This is a genomic window from Streptomyces muensis (genome assembly GCF_021474425.1).
GTDB classification, from domain to species: Bacteria; Actinomycetota; Actinomycetes; order Streptomycetales; family Streptomycetaceae; genus Streptomyces; species Streptomyces muensis.
The window spans coordinates 16,500-34,067 of sequence record NZ_JAKEIP010000007.1 but is presented as its reverse complement, the minus strand read 5'-3'; the positions used below and the strand labels follow the sequence as shown (position 1 = coordinate 34,067).

Annotated in this window: 15 protein-coding genes; 4 read left to right on the top strand and 11 right to left on the bottom strand. The window is 71.3% G+C overall.

Annotated elements, in window-relative coordinates; genetic code table 11:
* Nucleotides 1-72: 72 nt before the first annotated feature.
* Complete coding sequence (absR1, locus tag L0P92_RS03520; protein ID WP_234760953.1) at nucleotides 73-1,158, top strand: beta-glucuronidase AbsR1; 1,086 nt, start codon at nucleotides 73-75, stop codon at nucleotides 1,156-1,158.
* Nucleotides 1,159-1,366: 208 nt separating this feature from the next.
* Entirely contained in the window at nucleotides 1,367-1,939 is a 573-nt protein-coding gene (locus L0P92_RS03515; RefSeq protein WP_234760952.1) for a MarR family winged helix-turn-helix transcriptional regulator, read from the top strand.
* A 28-nt stretch (nucleotides 1,940-1,967) separates the two neighbouring features.
* On the opposite strand, the gene L0P92_RS03510 is transcribed toward L0P92_RS03515, so the two are convergent.
* From L0P92_RS03510 to L0P92_RS03465, 10 genes are all read right to left on the bottom strand, one after another.
* A complete protein-coding gene (locus L0P92_RS03510) occupies nucleotides 1,968-2,684 on the bottom strand; it encodes a gamma-glutamyl-gamma-aminobutyrate hydrolase family protein (protein ID WP_234760951.1) in 717 nt (238 codons plus the stop codon).
* Nucleotides 2,681-4,171: an aldehyde dehydrogenase gene (locus L0P92_RS03505; RefSeq protein WP_234760950.1), complete on the bottom strand. Its 1,491-nt coding sequence runs from the start codon at nucleotides 4,169-4,171 to the stop codon at nucleotides 2,681-2,683. The genes L0P92_RS03510 and L0P92_RS03505 overlap by 4 nt, the downstream gene beginning before the upstream one ends.
* A gap of 851 nt (nucleotides 4,172-5,022) precedes the next feature.
* Nucleotides 5,023-6,471, bottom strand: coding sequence for an APC family permease (locus tag L0P92_RS03500; RefSeq protein ID WP_234760949.1), 1,449 nt, complete (start codon nucleotides 6,469-6,471; stop codon nucleotides 5,023-5,025).
* Nucleotides 6,472-6,664: 193 nt separating this feature from the next.
* Nucleotides 6,665-7,348 (bottom strand): TetR/AcrR family transcriptional regulator, encoded by a 684-nt coding sequence (locus L0P92_RS03495; protein ID WP_234760948.1) that lies wholly within the window; start codon nucleotides 7,346-7,348, stop codon nucleotides 6,665-6,667.
* Nucleotides 7,349-7,410: 62 nt separating this feature from the next.
* Entirely contained in the window at nucleotides 7,411-8,265 is an 855-nt protein-coding gene (locus L0P92_RS03490) for a fumarylacetoacetate hydrolase family protein (RefSeq protein ID WP_234760947.1), read from the bottom strand.
* A 3-nt stretch (nucleotides 8,266-8,268) separates the two neighbouring features.
* The gene (locus L0P92_RS03485) at nucleotides 8,269-9,213 is read right to left on the bottom strand and encodes a 3,4-dihydroxyphenylacetate 2,3-dioxygenase (RefSeq protein ID WP_234760946.1); all 945 of its coding nucleotides are present in this window, start codon (nucleotides 9,211-9,213) and stop codon (nucleotides 8,269-8,271) included.
* Nucleotides 9,206-10,666, bottom strand: coding sequence for an aldehyde dehydrogenase (locus L0P92_RS03480; RefSeq protein ID WP_234760945.1), 1,461 nt, complete (start codon nucleotides 10,664-10,666; stop codon nucleotides 9,206-9,208). Before L0P92_RS03480 ends, L0P92_RS03485 begins: the two co-directional genes overlap by 8 nt.
* 97 nt (nucleotides 10,667-10,763) lie before the next feature.
* Nucleotides 10,764-11,576 (bottom strand): acetoacetate decarboxylase family protein, encoded by an 813-nt coding sequence (locus L0P92_RS03475; RefSeq protein ID WP_234760944.1) that lies wholly within the window; start codon nucleotides 11,574-11,576, stop codon nucleotides 10,764-10,766.
* Between the two features lie 11 nt (nucleotides 11,577-11,587).
* Nucleotides 11,588-12,808: an NAD(P)/FAD-dependent oxidoreductase gene (locus L0P92_RS03470; protein WP_234760943.1), complete on the bottom strand. Its 1,221-nt coding sequence runs from the start codon at nucleotides 12,806-12,808 to the stop codon at nucleotides 11,588-11,590.
* 4 nt (nucleotides 12,809-12,812) lie between these two features.
* Complete coding sequence (locus L0P92_RS03465; protein WP_234760942.1) at nucleotides 12,813-13,001, bottom strand: ferredoxin; 189 nt, start codon at nucleotides 12,999-13,001, stop codon at nucleotides 12,813-12,815.
* A 312-nt stretch (nucleotides 13,002-13,313) separates the two neighbouring features.
* Here L0P92_RS03465 and L0P92_RS03460 point away from each other — a divergent pair, with 312 nt between their 5' ends.
* Together L0P92_RS03460 and L0P92_RS03455 are read left to right on the top strand one after the other, a co-directional pair.
* On the top strand, nucleotides 13,314-14,678 hold the full coding sequence (locus L0P92_RS03460; RefSeq protein ID WP_234760940.1) for a glutamine synthetase family protein: 1,365 nt from the start codon (nucleotides 13,314-13,316) through the stop codon (nucleotides 14,676-14,678).
* Between the two features lie 16 nt (nucleotides 14,679-14,694).
* A complete protein-coding gene (locus L0P92_RS03455) occupies nucleotides 14,695-15,963 on the top strand; it encodes a cytochrome P450 (RefSeq protein WP_234760939.1) in 1,269 nt (422 codons plus the stop codon).
* On the opposite strand, the gene L0P92_RS03450 is transcribed toward L0P92_RS03455, so the two are convergent.
* Nucleotides 15,929-17,539, bottom strand: a complete 1,611-nt coding sequence (locus tag L0P92_RS03450) for an FAD-binding oxidoreductase (protein WP_234760938.1) — start codon at nucleotides 17,537-17,539, stop codon at nucleotides 15,929-15,931. The genes L0P92_RS03455 and L0P92_RS03450 overlap by 35 nt on opposite strands.
* Nucleotides 17,540-17,568 lie beyond the last annotated feature (29 nt).

Genomic DNA, 17,568 nt, shown 5'->3' with positions numbered 1-17,568 from the left:
CCCTTGATACAGGGGTACTTGAGTAGCCCTCGACTCAGGCGCCCGGAGCGGGTCGACGGCACCCTGTTTCGCATGACCGCACGGTACTGCTCCCTCGCGCAGCGGTCGGTCCCCGCGTTCGCACCGGGACTGGCCGCCGAGCGGCTGCGTGCGCTCATCGGCGGAAGCCGGATGTGGGTCAACGGCACGGTGCTGCACTACTACTTCTTCGACCGGGACGGCGACGGATCCGTGATCGCCGACCCGGAGACCGGCCGCAGCGGGCATGTCCCGTGGGCCGGCGGCAAGGAGCAGCGGGACGTCGTGCGCGAGTGCTTCCAGGAGTGGCAGGACCTCGGTATCGGGCTGTCGTTCGTGGAGGTGGGCGACCGGTCGGAGGCCGAGCTGCGCATCGGGTTCCAGCTCGGCGACGGTTCCTGGTCGCACGTCGGCAAGGACGCGCTCGGGGTCGGTCGGGGCGAGCGCACGATGAACTTCGGCTGGGACCTGACCGCGCCCGGGGAGCGCGGCACGGCCCTGCACGAGATCGGGCACGCGCTCGGCATGCTGCACGAGCACCAGAGCCCGTTCGCCGGCATCCACTGGGACGACGAGGCCGTGTACACCGATCTGGCGGGCCCGCCGAACTACTGGAGCCGGGACACGACGTACTTCAACATCCTGCGCAAGCTCGACCCGAACGAGGTCAACGGTTCCGTCTGGGACCCGCACTCGATCATGGAGTACGGCTTCTCGGCCGGGCTGATCCTGGAGCCGGAGCAGTTCCGCGCGGGCCTGAACCCGCCCGGCGTGCTGTCCAAGGCCGACAAGGAGTTCGTACGCCGCTGGTACCCGCCGGCCGAGCCCACGGGTCCGCGCGAGCTGGTGCCCTTCCGTTCGGTACCGCTGCGGCTCGGCCCGGCCGAGCAGGCCGACTTCGTCGTCGCGCCGCCGGAGACCCGCACGTACACGGTGGGCACCTTCGGCGACAGCGACACCGTCGTCGTGGTCTTCGAGGAACGGGACGGCGAGCCCCGCTACGTCACCGGTGAGGACGACGGCGGCACCCCGCGCAACGCCACCGTCCAGGTCCGCCTCGTCAAGGGCCGCCGGTATTTCGTCCGAGTGCGTCTCTATGCCAACTGGGGATCGGGGGAGACAGCGGTCATGTGCTGGTGACGGCACGGATCCGCTGACGCGCACGGACGCTGCGTCCACAGTCCGGCGCCGGGGGATGTGGCCGGGCGCGCCGCCTTCGGGGGAGGGCGACGCGTCCGGCCACGCCATTTCCACGGACCCCCTCGGGAGTGGGCGGTCGGGGTTCCTTCGTACAATTTGAACCCGAACGACACCGCTGTCCGACTTCCCCGCGGCGAAGGAGCGTGCCATGCCCGGCCAACGATCGATCACCGAAGCCGAGAAGCTGGCCGAGGCCAAGCTCGGTGGCATCGCGCTGCACCGGGAGCAGATGGCCGTCGTCGCCAACATCTACCGCGCCGCCTCCACCGTCCGCCAGCACCTGGAGAACTCGGTGCTGCGCGGCGCCGATCTGACGTGGACGGCGTTCGTGGTGCTCTGGGTGGTGTGGGTGTGGGGCGAGTCGGAGACCCGGCATGTCGCGGAGGAGGCCGGGATCTCCAAGGGGACGCTCACCGGGGTGGCGCGGACGCTGGAGGGGCGGGGGCTCGTGAAGCGGGCCGGGCATCCGACCGACGGCAGGCTGGTGCTGCTCAGCCTGACCGAGGAGGGCGAGGCGCTGATGCGGCGCCTGTTCCCGGCCTTCAACGAGGAGGAGGCGTTCGTCGCCGGGCAGCTGAGCGGCGAGGAGTGCCGGAGCGTCGCCGAGGGGCTGCGCAAGGTGGTGCTGCAGGTCGAGGAGCGGGGCGAGGAGCGCCGCCGCACCCTGCTCGACGGCGCCGAGCCGGCACCGCGGCGCAGCGGGCGCCGGCCGCGGGCCTGAGCGGCGCCCGGATCAGGAGCGCCAGGGCCTAGCGTGCGGCGGCCCGCACCAAGGCGTCGAAGAGACCCTGTTGCGCCGGGTCCCGGTGGGCGGTGTCCTCGGGATGCCACTGCACCGCGGTGAACCACCCTCGCGCGCCGGGGAGTTCGAGTCCCTCCACCGTCCCGTCGGCGGCTCTCGCGGTCACCGTGAGCCCCTCGCCGAGGCGGTCCACGCGCTGGTGGTGGTAGCAGGAGGCCTCCGCCTTCTCGGCGCCGGTGGCCTGTTCCAGCAAGGTGCCGGGCCGGATCGGCACGGGGTGCACGAGGTGCCGGTGTTCGCGGTCGGGGCCGCCCATGTCCTGTTCCAGCGTGCCGCCGAGGGCGACGTTCACGACCTGCGCGCCGCGGCAGATCGCGAGCAGGGGGATGCCCAGGTCGAGGGTCCGCCGGGCGACTTCGAGGTCGAAGGCGTCCTGGAGGTCGTCCACGTCGTAGACGCTGCCGTGGATGTCGGTGGCGCCGTAGCGGTGCGGGGCGAGGTCGCCGCCGCCGGGGAGCAGTACGCCGTCGAAGCGGGCGAGGCGCTCCCCCACGTCGGCGTCCGCGGGGTCGGCCGGGTGGATGCTCGCCGGTTCGCCGCCCGCTCGCCACACCGCGTCGATCAGGGCGCGGGCGTTGACCTCGGCGGCGTACCGGAGGGCCGAGGTGGTGGCGGAGAAACGGGCGGGGACGGCGATCAGCGGGCGGGAGGACGTACGGTTCACAGCTGGATCCAGGTGGTCTTGAGTTCGGTGTACTTCTCCAGGGCGTGCGCGGACTTGTCGCGGCCGTTCCCGGACTGCTTCATGCCGCCGAAGGGGACGGTGAGGTCGCCCTCCTCGTAGCAGTTGACCCAGACCGTGCCGGCCTTCAATGCGCGGGAGACCCGGTGGGCGGTGGACAGGTCGGAGGTCCACAGGCCGGCGGCGAGGCCGTACTCGGTGGCGTTGGCCAGCCGTACGGCCTCGTCCAGGTCGTCGAAGGCGAGGACGGACAGAACGGGCCCGAAGATCTCCTCGCGGGCCAGCCGCATGCCGGGGTCCACGTGGTCGAAGACCGTCGGCTGCAGGAAGCTGCCGCCGGTGTCGGTGAGGGTGCGGGAGCCGCCGGTGAGCAGGCGGGCGCCTTCGCTCAGGCCCGTCGCGATGTGGTCCCGCACGCGCCCCAGGTGGGCCTCGCCGACCAGGGCGCCCATCTCGGTGGCCGGGTCGAGGGGGTCACCGACCCGCAGCTCCCGGGCTCGCCGGACGACGGCCTCGGTGACCCGGTCGGCGATCGAGGAGTGCACGAGGAGCCGGGAGGGCGCGGTGCACATCTCGCCCTGGTTGAAGAAGATGCCCCAGGCGGCGGTGGCGGCGGCCTTCTCCAGGTCGGGGGCGTCGGGCAGGACGATGTTCGGTGACTTGCCGCCGAGTTCCAGCCAGACGCGCTTGAGGTTGGAGTCGGCGGCGTAGTGCAGGAAGTGACGGCCGACGGCGGTGGAGCCGGTGAAGGCCAGGACGTCGACGTCGGGGTGGAGTCCGAGGGCGCGTCCGGCGACGGGGCCGTGGCCGTTGACGACGTTGAGCACACCGGGCGGCAGCCCTGCCTCGGTCGCCAACCGACCGAGCAGCAGGGCGGACAGCGGGGAGTTCTCGGACGGCTTCAGTACGACGGTGCAGCCGGCCGCGAGCGCCGGGGCGAGTTTCCAGCCGGCCAGCGTCAGGGGGAAGTTCCAGGGGACGACGGCGCCTACGACGCCGGCCGGTTCGCGGGTGACGAGGGCGAGGGCGTCGGGGGTGGTGTGCGGTGACTCGTCGGTGAGCTTGTCGGCGAGTTGGCCGTACCAGCGGAAGGTGGTGATGGCGGCGCGCAGTTCGATGTCGTACGCGTCCGTGATCGGTTTGCCCATCTCCAGGCTGACGGCCAGCGCCAGTTCGGCGCGCCGCTCCTGAAGCAGGTCGGCGAGGCGCAGCAGCGCCCGGCCGCGTTCGGCGGGCGCGAGGCGTGGCCACGGCCCGGTGTCGAACGCCCTGCGGGCCGCGGCCACGGCCACGTCCACCTCGGCCGCGCCCCCGTCGGCGACCTGCGCCAACACCTGGCCGTCCCGGGGTGACACGGCCACGAAGTGCCCTCCTGAGCCCGGCTCGTCGGCACCGTCGATGTGATGGGCCCCGGACAGCTCCAGGGACTTGGCGCGACGCAGCCACTCTTCGTGGGTGATGTCCAGCATGCGGGGACCTCCAGAGAGAACGTTTGGGGAAGGACGACATCGGCCGGATTTGCCGTGGTCTGACGGACACACGCCGGGGGGCCAGCACGGGCCGGGGCTGGCGGCACCTGGGCGGGAGCGCGGGGCACGGCCGGGGTGGACAGGCGAGGTTCGGCGCCCACGCGGGCCGGGGTCGGCACACGGCCCGCGTGGGCACCCCGGGTCGGGCGAACGCCCTGAGCGTGGGGTGGCGACGCACGGCCAGGGCCGAACACCCGAGGTCGGGCTGCCGCCCCGGGCCTGAAGTGGCGGCACACGGCCAGAGCGGACACCCGAGGTCGCGCTTGCCTCCCCAGGCCTGGGGAGGCGGCACACAGCCAGGGCCGACACCTCAGATCGCGCTGCCTCCCCGGACCTGGGGTGGCGACACACGACCAAGACCGACACCCCAGGGCAGGCAGACACCCCCAGGCCTGCAGAGGCGGCACACGACCACAGCGGACACCCGAGGTCGCGCTGCCTCCCCAGGCCTGGGGAGGCAGCACACTGCGCAGACCGACACCCCCGGGTCAGGCAGACACCGCCAGGCCTGCGGCGGCGACACACGGCCAATGCCGACACCCGAGGTTGCGCTGCCCTTCCGGCCTGGAGTGGCGACACACGGCCCAGACCGACACCCCCAGGTCGGGCAGACACCGCCCAGACCTGCAGCAGCGGCACACGCCCAGGGCCGACATCCGAGATCAGGCGGACACCCCGGACCGGGGCCGACACACGGCCCGTTTGGACACCCCAGGTCGGGCGGACGCCCCAAGCACCGGGCGAGCGCCCGCCCCCGGCCGACGATCCGTCGACCCGGTGGCCGGCCTGACCTACGAACGGCCCGTGCGCGTCAGCCGGCCAGCGGCGACGCCCAGCACCAGGACGGCCGGAACCGTCAGTTGCAGCCATACGGCGGTGGACCGTTCGCCGCCGATGAGGGTCGTGAAGTTCTCGACGATCAGCCAGATCGCACCGGCGATCCCGAGTGCCCCCAGCACGGGTGCGATCAGCGTGTTCCACGGCCGGGTGTCCAGGCGTTCACGCCGGAAGAAGGCGACTACCGAGACCGAGGTCAGGAAGTACAGGAGCATGATCGCCAGCACGGCGACGCCGCTGCCCCACGAGAACAGGGTCACCACCGGGTCCTTGTCGGCGAGCGCGAACGGGATCACCAGCAGCGCGGCGATCGTGGTCTGTGCGAAGCCCGCGACGCCGGGCGAGTGCCGGCGGTTGACCGCCGACAGCCGGCGCGGCAGGAGCCCTTCGCGGCTGAGCGAGAACAGGTAGCGGTTGGCCGAGTTGTGGAAGGCGAGGATGCCGGCGAAGAGCGAGGTGGCGAGCAGGATCGGCAGGACGTCGTTGACCCAGGTGCCGAACTGCGCGGCGATCGGCGCGAAGACGAATGCCGTGGAGTCACCGCCCTCCAGTGCCTGCCCGGCGGCCGCTCCCGCCTTCAAGGCGCCGTAGGAGGAGATCAGCATCCAGGAGGCGAAGGCGAAGAAGCCGGTGACGAGGGCCACGGCCAGGTAGGTGGCCCGGGGCACCGTCTTGCGGGGTTCGCGTGCCTCCTCGCCGTAGATCGCGGTGGCCTCGAAGCCGATCATGGAAGCCACGGCGAACATCAGCGCCACACCCGGAGCCCCGTCGAGGGCCGCCCCCGGCGAGAAGGTGTCCGCGAGCCCGAGCCCCTCGGGGCCCCCGCCCTTGACGAAGGTGACGACGGCGAAGGCGGCCAGGACGCTGAACTCGGCGAGCACGAAAACGGCCAGCACCTTGGCGCCCATCTCGATGCCGAGGGCACCCAGCACCTGCACGATCGCCATCGTGACCAGGGCACACACCCACCAGGGCACGTCCACCCCGGCGTAGTGCGCCAGCAGTCCGCTCACGGTGGCCCCGTACAGGCCGTACATGGCGGCCTGGATCGCGCAGTACGCGAAGAGGGCGATGGCCGCGCTGCCGTTGCCGAGGCTGCGGCCGAGCCCTTTGCCGATGTAGCGGTAGAAGGCCCCGGCGTCCACCACATGCCGGCCCATGGCGACGAAGCCGACCGAGAACAGCAGGATGATCAGGCCGGCCGCGAGATAGGCGGCGGGGGCGCCGGCCCCGTTGCCGATGGCCACGGCGATCGGGACGGCGCCCGCGACGCCGGTCAGCGGCGCCTGGGCGGAGAGGACGAAGAAGAGGATGCCCAGCACGCCGAGCGAGTTGGGCTTGAGCTTGCCTGCGGTGGAGGCGTCGGGCGCGGTCTGGTTCCGGACCGCCGTCTGACTGTCCACTCGGATCACCTGCCTGGAGAAGAGGACTTCGTTTCAGGCCAAACGAGTTGCCTCATGGTGGGCTGGAACTATCCGTTTGGCAAGGGCTTCTGCGAAGAATTGGTACGACGGTGAATCGAGGGCGGCGAAGGATGGATACGGCAATGAAAAGGGACCCCGGGCGACGGCTGCCCAGGGTCCCGAAAAGCCCAGGTCAGCCGTCGTTTCCCGGCATCTTGGGACCGTCGTTCTCGGGACCGTCGTTCCCGGTTGCCTCGCCACCGTCGGCCGCCAGCAGCCGCAGCAGCCCCCGCAGCTCCTCGATCGCGGCGTCGGTGGTCCCGGGCTCGCCGAAGACGAGCTGGTGCAGCACGAGCCCGTCCAGGGCGGCGAAGACCAGCCGGGTCAGCGGGCGGCCGGCGCCGTCGGGCAGCATGCGGGACAGCTCGCGCTCGGTGGCGTCGAAGTAGCCGTCGTACAGGGCACGGATCTGCGGCAGCAGCTCGGGGCGGCGCCGGGCCTCCAGGAGCAGCTCGTACTGGAAGGCCTGGGTGTCCGGACCGGCCGTGACCATGTCGGAGACGCCGACGGAGAAGTCGGCGACCTTGCCGGTGCCCGGTTCGAGCGCGCTGGTGTTGAGCGAGGTGCGGATGGTGTGGGCGAGGGTCTCCTCGATCAGCGCGTCGCGCGAGCCGAAGTGGTGGACGACCAGCCCGTGCGTGGTGCCCGCCTCCTGCGCGACCGCCCGGTAGGTCAGCTTGCGCAGCCCGCCGCGCGCCACGACCCGCACCGCGGCGTTCAGCAGGGCCTCACGCCCCTCGCCGTAGTTCATGCGCCGGCGCGGCTTGTGGTCCCCGGCCTCCTGGCCTTCCTCGGGCTCCTCGGCGGATGCGGTCATGTTCGCGACCTTACCCGCCGGGTCGGACACCGCCGTACGGCTGGTCGACGCCGTGCGCACGGTCAACGCCGGGGCGGGCGGACGCCGCGGAACTCCCAGTCGCCGCCGAGCGCGGTGGACAGCACCTCCTCGGACTCGGTCGGCTGGGCGCCGACATCGGCGCGGATCGGGGTGGGGCCGGTGACGATGTGGTTGGTGAGCCGGCCGAGGCCCTCGACCTCGACCTCGACGACGTCGCCGGGCCGCACGGGCCGGGAGTTGGCGGGTGTGCCGGACAGCAGGACGTCGCCCGGGTACAGGGTGATGGTGCGGGCGATGTCGGCGACGAGGTAGTGCATGTCCCACTTCATCTCGTCGGTCGAACCGTCCTGGACGACCTCGCCGTTGACGTACGTCCGCAGCCGCTTGCCGTGGAAGTCCCAGTCGGTGACCAGCCCCGGCCCGAGTGGGCAGAGGGTGTCGGAGCCCTTGACGCGGAGCATCGAACCGGCGTCCGTGTCGCGGAAGTCGTGCAGCCCGTAGTCGTTGGCGATCGTGTAGCCGGCGATGTACTCCCCCGCCTCGGCCGGCGAGACGTTCCGCGCGGTCCTGCCGATGACGATGGCGACCTCCCCTTCGTAGTTGAGCCACTTGCAGCCCTCGGGCCGGACGACGGCTCCCTTGTGGGAGTTGAGGGAGGAGGTCGGCTTGTGGAAGTAGGTGGGGGTGTCGGGGAGTTCGATCCGGAACTCGTCGACGCGGCTGCGGTGGTTGAGGTGGACGGCGATCACCTTGGAGGGGACCACCGGGGGCAGGTGCTGCGCCTCCTCGATCTTGACGCGGCGGCCGTCACCGGCGACGAGTTCGGCCCCGTCGACACCGGCCTGGACGGCGGCTCCGTCGAGGAGGATGCGGCGGTACTCGGAAAACGCTGCCATGTCTCAGACCTCCTGGGGGCGGCTGTGCGGGATGCTCTGATACGACGGTGAGGGCCGGCCGGTGCCGGTCCAGCCGTCGGCCGGCCGGTCGAACCACAGATGGACCTGGCCCGTGCCGATGGAGTTCTCGTACTCCCCGTACTGCCGGGCCTTCGCGACGCAGGCCTGCTCGCCGAGGGCGCCGGCCATCATCAGATAGTGGAAGAACCTCGCCTCGGGCTTGTACTTCCAGAACTCGTCCATGGTGTCGAGGACCTTGTCGTGACGGCCCTCCTTGAACCAGGCGATGCGCTCGTAGTCGGCCTCGCGGGCCTCGGGTGTGAAGATGTGCGCCGGGTCGCTGGCCTCGTGGTCGCGCAACTCGCGCAACGGCCAGAAGGTGTGCGACAGGGCACCCGAGGCGATGAGCAGCACGCGTCGCCCCGGCGTGGCGGCGATACCGTCGGCCAGGGCCCGCCCGAGCCGCAGATGGTCCTCCATGTCACCGGTCTGGCAGACGCCGATGGTGACCCACCGCTTGTCCTGAAGCCCCTCCCCCAGGAACTTCCAGAGGTTGATGGTGGCGTAGTAGATCGGCAGGTGGTCGTCGTCGATCGCGGTGATCCAGGTGCCGTGCCGGTCCGCGAAGTTCTCGATGTTGCGGGCGAGTTCGGGGTCGCCCGGGAAGTCGTACGGCATCCGGCACATGCCGCGCGGCAGCTCCTCGGAGGTGAAGAGCCCGGCTCGGCGCGACTGCGCGGTGACGACGAACTCGACCGTGGTGGCCCAGTGCGAGTCGAGGACGACGACGGTGTCGTAGTCGTCCCGCTCGAACACCTCGGCGCGCAGCTGCCGGAGCCCGGTGACGAGGGTGATCTCCTTGCCCTCGTTGAGCTCCAGCCGGTCGGCCTCCGGCAGGACGATGGTGGGGACGTGGGCGAGCAGGCCCGCCCCGACGATCTCACCCATGGGACTTCCACCCTCCAGGTGCGGTGACGGTGTTCTTCAGATCGCAGTAGAAGTCGAAGCTCCACGTGCCGCCCTCGCGTCCGACGCCGGAGTGGCGTGAGCCGCCGAAGGGCGCCTGGAGGTCCCGTACGAAGAAGCAGTTGACCCAGACCGTGCCCGCGACCAGCTGTGCCGTGACCCGTTCGGCGCGCTCGGGGTCGCCGGTGGCGACGGTGGCGGCGAGCCCGAACCGGGTGTCGTTGGCGAGCCGTACGGCCTCGTCCTCGTCGGCGAAGGTCTGGAGGGTCAGGACCGGCCCGAAGACCTCCTCCTGGACGATCTCGGAGTCCTGGGCGACCTCGGTGAGCAGGGTGGGCGCGTAGTACTGGCCATCGCCGGGGTGCCCGCCGATGACGGCACGGGCCCCGCCCTCGATCGCCCGCCGCACGAAGCCGTCGATCTTCTGAAGCTGGCGGGGATGGATGTTGGGCCCGATGTCGGTGGCCTCGTCCCGAGGGTCGCCCTGTGTGAGCGCCGCCGCCTTCTCCTCGAACCGGCGCGTGAACTCCGTGGCGATCGACTCCTCCACCAGGATCCGGGTGGCGGCGAGACAGACCTGCCCGGCGTTGTCGTACTGCTCCACGGCTAGCTCGACGGCCAGGTCGAGATCGGCGTCGGCGAACACCAACAGCGGTGACTTACCGCCGAGTTCGAGGCTGAGCGGCGTCAGGTTCGCGGCGGCGGACGCGGCGATGCGCCGAGCGGTCGGCACCGAGCCGGTGAAGCTGATCCGGCGTACGTCCGGGTGGGAGGTGAGCGCGTCGCCGATCTCGGAGCCGTAGCCCTGGACGACGTTGAGGACACCGGCGGGCAGCCCGGCCTCGGCGGCGATGTCGGCGAGGAGCGAGGCCGTCAGCGGCGACCACTCGGCGGGCTTGAGCACGACGGTGTTGCCGGCGGCGAGGGCGGGGGCCACCTTCCAGGTCGCCAGCATCAGCGGCGCGTTCCACGGGGTGATCAGCACGCAGGGGCCAGCCGGGTCCCAGCTGACGTGGTTGTTGTGCCCCCGCGTCTCGAAGTCCTCGTGCCCCAGCTTCAGCAGCCAGTCGGCGAAGAACCGGAAGTTGTGGGCGACGCGGGGCATGACCCCACGGCGGTGCGAACGCAGGAGGGCGCCGTTGTCGGTGGTCTCGACGATGGCGAGTTCCTCGATCCGCTTCTCCACGCCGTCGGCGATGGCGTGAAGGATCCGGGCGCGTTCGGCGCGGGGGGTGGCCGCCCAGGAGGGGAAGGCGTCGCGGGCGGCGGCGACGGCGGCCCGGGCTTCGGCGGGGCCGCCGCGGCTGATCTCACCGATCACACTGCCGTCAATGGGCGAGGCGTCGGTAAAGGTCTCATCGGAAGCGACCCGCTCGCCACCGATCCAGTGCCGGGTGTCGACGGAGACACCGCCGACGACGATCTTGTCAGCCATAAGAAGGGCTCCATTCATACGAAGGGGGATCCGGCCCACCCAGGGGCGCGGGGAACTGCGCGACAAGCCACAACGAACCGGCAGACCGCCACCGACCTCACCCGGCAGCCGCTTCCGACGTACCGACCTCCAGCAGCCGCCCCCCATCCCAAACCACCCCGACCTGCCGGAAATACGCAGCGATCGGCTCACGAACCTCCAGCCGGGCAAGCTCCTCCGTAGGCGCCTCGAACAGCTCCAACTCGGCATCCCCCACCCACGGTTGACCACCCTCGAAAGAAGCCGCCCCGGTCTCGATCAGCTCATCGAGAGCCAACCCCTTGCCCTTCTCGATCGAGGGCAGCCACCGGTGATGAGCCATGGGATGCGCATTCACGAACCCGTTCGACTCGGAAGGCTCCCGCAACGTCACCACAGCCTGAGCCAACCGCCGATCCGCCGCAGCCAGCGTCGCCCCGAACCGAGCCCCCGCCTCGACCCGCGGAGCGGGCCCGTACGGATGGGGCCGCGTCTGGTGAATGGACCCGAGCTTCTTCGGATACCCCTGGTGCAGTCCCCGCGCGATGGCGAAGTCCTTGTCCACCCAGATGTACACACACCGCGAATAGGTCCGCCCCCGGAACCCGCACCGCACGACCGCGAACGCCTCCTTGTACTGCGAGAGCACGGGATCGAACAGTTCCGCCCCGGACCCGGAGCACGACTGCCAGTCGGCCCAGATCAGCGCGACGGCACCGGGATCCTCGTCGGCCAACTCCAGTGGTTCCGGCAGGAGTTCGCGGACGCGCGCCGGATCGGTCCGGTACTCGACGGTCAGCAGGTCACCGGAGTAGCGCCACGGCGGCGACGGAATCAGCGACGACGCACCACTGGCCGTCTTGGGATGGAAGTAACCACGAACTGAGGACATGAGGAGGTTCCTTACGCGGCGAGGGCGGGCTGCTTCAGCAGTTGGGCGCGATAACGGGCGGCACCCATGGCGGCGCCGTGGCCACCGAGCGCCACGACTCCGACGAGCCGCCCGTCGGCGTGGTACCCGACGAGCACGTCACCCTCCGGATCACGGTCCGGATCACCGTCCAGCACCCGGACGTCACCGAGGCCGAGGACGGGCGCTCCGAAGGACTGCAACCGGAAGTCGTGCTGGTCGCTCCAGAAGGTGGGCAGCGGGGCGAACGGAGCCAAGTCGGCCTGGACGCCGGTCAGTTCGGCGACCAGCATCCGCGCCGCGTGTTTCGCGCTGTCGGTCGGGATCGACCAGTGCTCGACACGGCGGGGCACGCCGTCGTAGCGGGCGTTGGGGAAGCGGGCGACGTCACCGACGGCGACCACTTCGGGCCGGCCGCCGACGCGCAGGTGTTCGCAGGTGAGGACGCCGTCGGAGAGGTCCAGGCCGTTGCCGTCCAGCCACTCGCCGTTGGCGACCGAGCCGACGGACTCGACCACCACGTCGGCGGGCAGCACGCTGCCGTCGCCGAGGACGACCCCGGTCACCCGGTCGTCGCCCTCGAACCCGGCGACCCCGGTCCCCAGCCGGAAGCGCACGCCGCGTTCCTGGTGCCGCTCGAGCAGCGCGCGGGCGAGCAGTTCACCGAGTGGGCCGACCATGGGCAGGGGCAGCGGGTCCACGACGGTCACCTCGGACACGCCCAGGCCGACGGCCGTTGCGGCGACCTCGCAGCCGATGAAGCCGGCGCCGACCACGACGACACGCACGCCCGGCCGGGTCAGTTCGCCCCGCAGTCCCTGGGCGTCGGTCAGGGTGCGGACCGTGTGGCGTCCGGTGAGCGGGCCGGGGCAGGTCAGCCGCCGGGGGCGCATGCCGGTGGCGACGACGAGTCCGTCGTACGAGATCGCCGAGCCGTCGTCGAGATCGACGACGCGGCGGTCGAGGCCGGCCGCGACGACCCTCGTGCCGAGCCGCCACTCCACGTCGGCGGCGGCCGCCTTCGGGGTGAAGGCCAGCGACTCGAAGGGGGCCTTGCCGGCCAGTACCTCCTTGGAGAGCGGCGGCCGGTTGTACGGCATGTGCGGCTCGTCGCCGACGACCGTGATCGCGCCGGTCCAGCCGGCCGCGCGCAGCTGTTCCACGGCGCGCAGGCCGCCCATCGAGGCGCCGGCGACGACGATGCGTCCGGTCATGGGCTCAGTCCTCGATCCGGATGGCCTGGAGCGGGCAGACGTCGGCGGCCTCCTCGACGTCGTCGCGCAGCGTGTCGTCGGGCTCGGCGACGAACACGAGGTGTCCGTCGTCGTCCATCGAGAAGACGTCGGGGGCCGCGAAGACGCACTGTCCGTGGTCCTGGCACTTGTTCATGTCGACGACGACCTTCATGGCCGTTCCTCCTGGAAGGGGGTGGACGGGGCCCGGCCGGCCTGTCGGCCGGGCCCCTGGGCCAAAGGGGTGCGAGATCCGCACCCCCTACTCGTTTGGCTTCAAACAACATAGGAAGCCGCCGGACCCTGGTCAATACCTGTCCAGGTGGATAAATTTTTGCGGCCACCCCCTTGCGGGACGGCGAATCGTGTCCATACCGTTCGGGTTCAAACGACGACTGCCGGGGCGCCCTCCCCCACGCCGCCCCCCTTCTGCTCAGGTCGTCCTCACGCCACCCATCCCATCCGCCCTCCGCCCGAGGAGACATCGGTGAGCGCTCACGACATCCCAGACATCCGCCGGCACCTGGAGCGGCTCACCGCCGAGGGCGTTGACGTGGTCCGGGTCATGTATCCCGACCTCATCGGCACCGACCGCGCCCGTGACGTCCTGGTGGAGCATCTGCCGGCGGCGTGCGAGCACGGTCTTGCCTTCTGCCGGGCCGTCTACCACACCAGCCCGCAGGGCGACGTGGTCCCGGTCGCGGGCGGCCTGGACGCCGGCCTGCCGGACGTGACCGTGCGCCCCGACCTGTCCACCCTGACCGTGCTGCCCTGGGAGCCCGGTGTCGCCACCTGTCTCGGCGAGGTCACCGACCCGGCGACCGGCGCCCCCGCCCCGGAGTCACCCCGCGACCTGCTGCGCTCGGTGCTGGCCCGCTGCGCCGAACAGGGCCTGCGCCCGGTCGTCGGCCCGGAGCTGGAGTACTTCCTGCTGGCCCCCGCCCCCGGCACCCCCACCGGCTGGCGCCGCGCCCCCGAGGTCACCGGCGCCGTCTACACGGCCGGACTGCGCGCCGACCCCGACAACCACCTGCTGCGCACCCTGCGACAGCTGCGCGATCTGGACATCGGCGTTATCACCGGCAACCACGAGTTCGACGGCGGCCAGTACGAGATCAACCTGACCCACTCCGACGCGCTGGACGCGGCCGACCGCTCCTTCCGCTTCAAGGCCGCGGTGAAGGAGCTGGCCCGCAAGGAGGGCAGGACCGCCACCTTCATGGCCAAGCCGTTCGGGGACGCGGGCGGTTCCGGTTTCCATCTGCACCTGTCCTGCGAGGCCACCGGCGAGGAGGGTGGCCGTAACGCCTTCGACGACCCCGGGGGCGCGTACGGCCTCTCGGCCACCGCCCGGCACGCCGTCGCCGGCATCGTCGCCCACGCGCCCGCGCTCGCCGCGCTGGCCAACCCGACCGTCAACTCCTACAAACGCTTCGGCCCCGACACCCTCGCGCCCTGGCTGATCGACTGGGGTCTCGACAACCGCAGCGCCATGGTCCGCATCCCACCGGAGCGCGGCTCGGGTGCCCGCGTCGAACTCCGCCTCGGCGACGCCAGCGCCAACCCCTACCTCCTCGTCGCCGGCACGATCGCCGCGGCACTGCTCGGCATCCGGGCCGGCGAGGAGCCGCCCGCGCCGCTGGAGGGCTACGGCTACGACACCGCCAGGTCGGGCCTGCTGCCCACGACCCTGTCCGCCGCGCTGGACGCCCTGGAGGCGGACACGGCCCTGACCGAACTGCTCGGCAAGGGCTTCACCTCATCCTTCCTGACCTACAAGCGCAACGAGGTCGAACGCTTCCAACGGCACGTCACCGACTGGGAGTTCACCGAGTACGCCTACCACCTGTGACCGTTTGGAGCCACCCATGACCGCCGCCCCCGAGCCGATGCCGCTCGCCGACGTGAACCTCGCCGACCTCGACAACTTCACCGACGGCGTGACCCCCTGGCGCATGTTCCACACCCTGCGCCACGAGGACCCCGTCCACTGGCAGCCGGAGGACGCCCCCAACTCCGGATTCTGGGCGCTGACCCGGCACGCCGACATCGCCCGCGTCGACCGCGACCCCGAGACCTTCACCTCCACGAGGTTCGTGAACCTGGAGGAGGTCGACGAGGACCAGATCAGCAAACGCGCCTCCATCCTGGAGATGGACGGCGTACGCCATCGCGCGCTGCGCAGCGTCATCCAGCGGCAGTTCGGCGCGAGCGTCATCAACAGCTACAGCGACTTCCTGCGCGGGCTGACCGCGACGACCCTGGACGCGGCCCTCGCCAAGGGCACCTTCGACTTCGTCGCCGACGTCTCCGCGGACTTCCCCATCAACGTCCTGGCGCGGCTGCTGGACGTGCCGCCGGAGGACAACCAGCAGCTCATCGACTGGGGCAACCGCATCATCGGCCACACCGACCCCGACTACGCGGACGTGCTGCTGCACAGCGAGGAGAGCGAGAAGTACCGCGACCTGCCGTTCCGTTCCCCCGCCTCGATCGAGGTCTTCGAGTACGGGCGGGAGCTGGCCCGGCAGCGGCGCGGCGGTGCCGGCACGGACCTGGTGTCGAAGCTGGTCAACACGGTCCCGCGCGACGGGGTCCCGCTCTCCGCGCAGGACTTCGACAACTACTTCCTGCTGCTGGTGGTGGCCGGCAACGAGACCACCCGGCACACCATCTCCCACTCCATGCTGGCCCTCCTGCAGCACCCCGAGCAGCTGGCCCGCCTCCAGGAGGACCCCTCGCTGATCCCGACGGCCGTCGAGGAGTTCCTGCGCTGGGCCTCCCCCGTCTACCACTTCCGCCGCACCGCGACCCGGGACGTCGAACTCGGCGGCAAGCGGGTCAAGGAGGGCGACAAGGTCGTCATGTGGTTCGCCTCGGGCAACCGTGACGAGGAGGTCTTCGGCAATCCGTACGACTTCGACGTCACCCGCGCCGACAACGACCACGTCACCTTCGGCAAGGGCAGCCCGCACCTGTGCCTGGGCAACCTGCTCGCCCGCACCGAGATCCGCATCATGTTCGAGGAGCTGATCCCGCGCATCGCCGACATCAGGCCGGCCGGCGACGTGCCACGCGTGCGGTCCAACTTCGTCAACGGCATCAAGAAGCTGCCGGTGGAGGTGAAGCCGGCCTGACCGACAGGGCGTGGTGGAAGACGTCACGGGGGTCCCACTTCGCCTTGACGCGCTGGAGCCGACGGTAGTTGTCGCCGAAGTACAGGGTCTGCCAAGGAGCGCCCGTGTTCCGTTCCGGGTCGGCCAGGTCGGTGTCCGGGTAGTTGATGAACGCGCCGTCGGCCGCCGCAGGGGCGCCGCCGGTGTCGGCGTACAGGTCCTCGTAGAGCTCACGCAGCCAGCGGATGTGCCGGGCGTCGTCGCGGGGGTCCTCCCAGCCGTTGACGTAGAACATCTTGATGCTCGCGTCGCGGTGGGGCGTCGCGGTCGCGTCCGGTGCCACGGTGTTGACCTTGCCGCCGTGGGTGTAGAGGCTCACGCTGCCGCCCGGGTGGTCGTAGTCGGGCCGGGTGAGGTGGTGGTGCAGGGCGTCGATCTGCCGGTCGGTGAAACGGCGGCGCAGATAGCCGGACTTGACCTTCAGCCGGTAGACGGGTCCGGGGTCGCCCGGTGAGCCGGCCAGGGCCGCGGCCAGCCAGGACTGGTTGCGCACCGTGCGGACCGGCTGGACCGGGACGCCCCGGTTGATCGCCGCGAGGTGCTCGTCCAGCATCCGCTCGGCACCGGAGTCCGCCGCCACCTGCCCGATCATGAGGACGGTACCCGACGGGCGGCGGGTCAGGGCGAGTTCGCTGTAGAGGGCGAGGTACGGCGAGTCGGGGGCGCTGTGCCGCTCGGCCCAGGCGCCGTGGTTGTGGACCAGCCGGGTGAAGGACGTCCTGTCCAGCTGCTGCCAGTCCCAGGAGACGGAGAAGCTCAGCACACCGGAGGGCGGGGCGGGCAGCAGGCCGGACGGGTCGTCGCCCAGGGCGCCGGGTGTGCGGAACCAGTAGCGGGTGACGATGCCGAAGGTGCCGCCTCCGCCTCCGGTGTGCGCCCACCACAAGTCCCGGTGCGGATCGGCCGGTTCACGTGTGGCCACCACACTGCGCGCCCTGCCGCCGCGGTCCACGACGACCACCTCGACCGCGTACAGATGGTCCACGGACAGGCCCATCAGCCGGGACAGCGGGCCGTAGCCGCCGCCCGGGACATGGCCGCCGACACCGACGTCGGCACACCAGCCGGCCGGGATCGTCACACCCCAGCCGAGGTACAGCCTCCGGTACACCTCGCCCAGCAGCGCACCGGCCTCGACCGCGAAGGCGCGGCGGCCCGGGTCGTAGGCGACGGCCGTCATGGCGGACAGGTCGACCACCACCTCGACGGCCGGGTCGGCGACGAAGTTCTCGAAGCCGTGGCCGCCGCCGCGGACCGTGATCCGCCGCCCGCTGTCGACCGCCTCCTGCACGGCCCGTACGACATGTGCCGTCGTGCCGACGACCCACACGTGCTCCGGGTCGCCCACGAAGCGACGGTTGTAGCCCCGGGACGCCAGCGACCGGTACCGCGGCTCGCCGCGTCCGACCATGGCCGGTCCGGGCGGCGGAGCGCCGGACGCCCCGTTCGCCGCGCCGGCCACTCCGGGCGCCACGACCCCCGCCGTCGTGGCGACCACGCCGCCGCGCAACACGTTCCTTCGACTCAATGCGCTCATCACGTCTCCTCGACTCGGCCCGCTCCCGT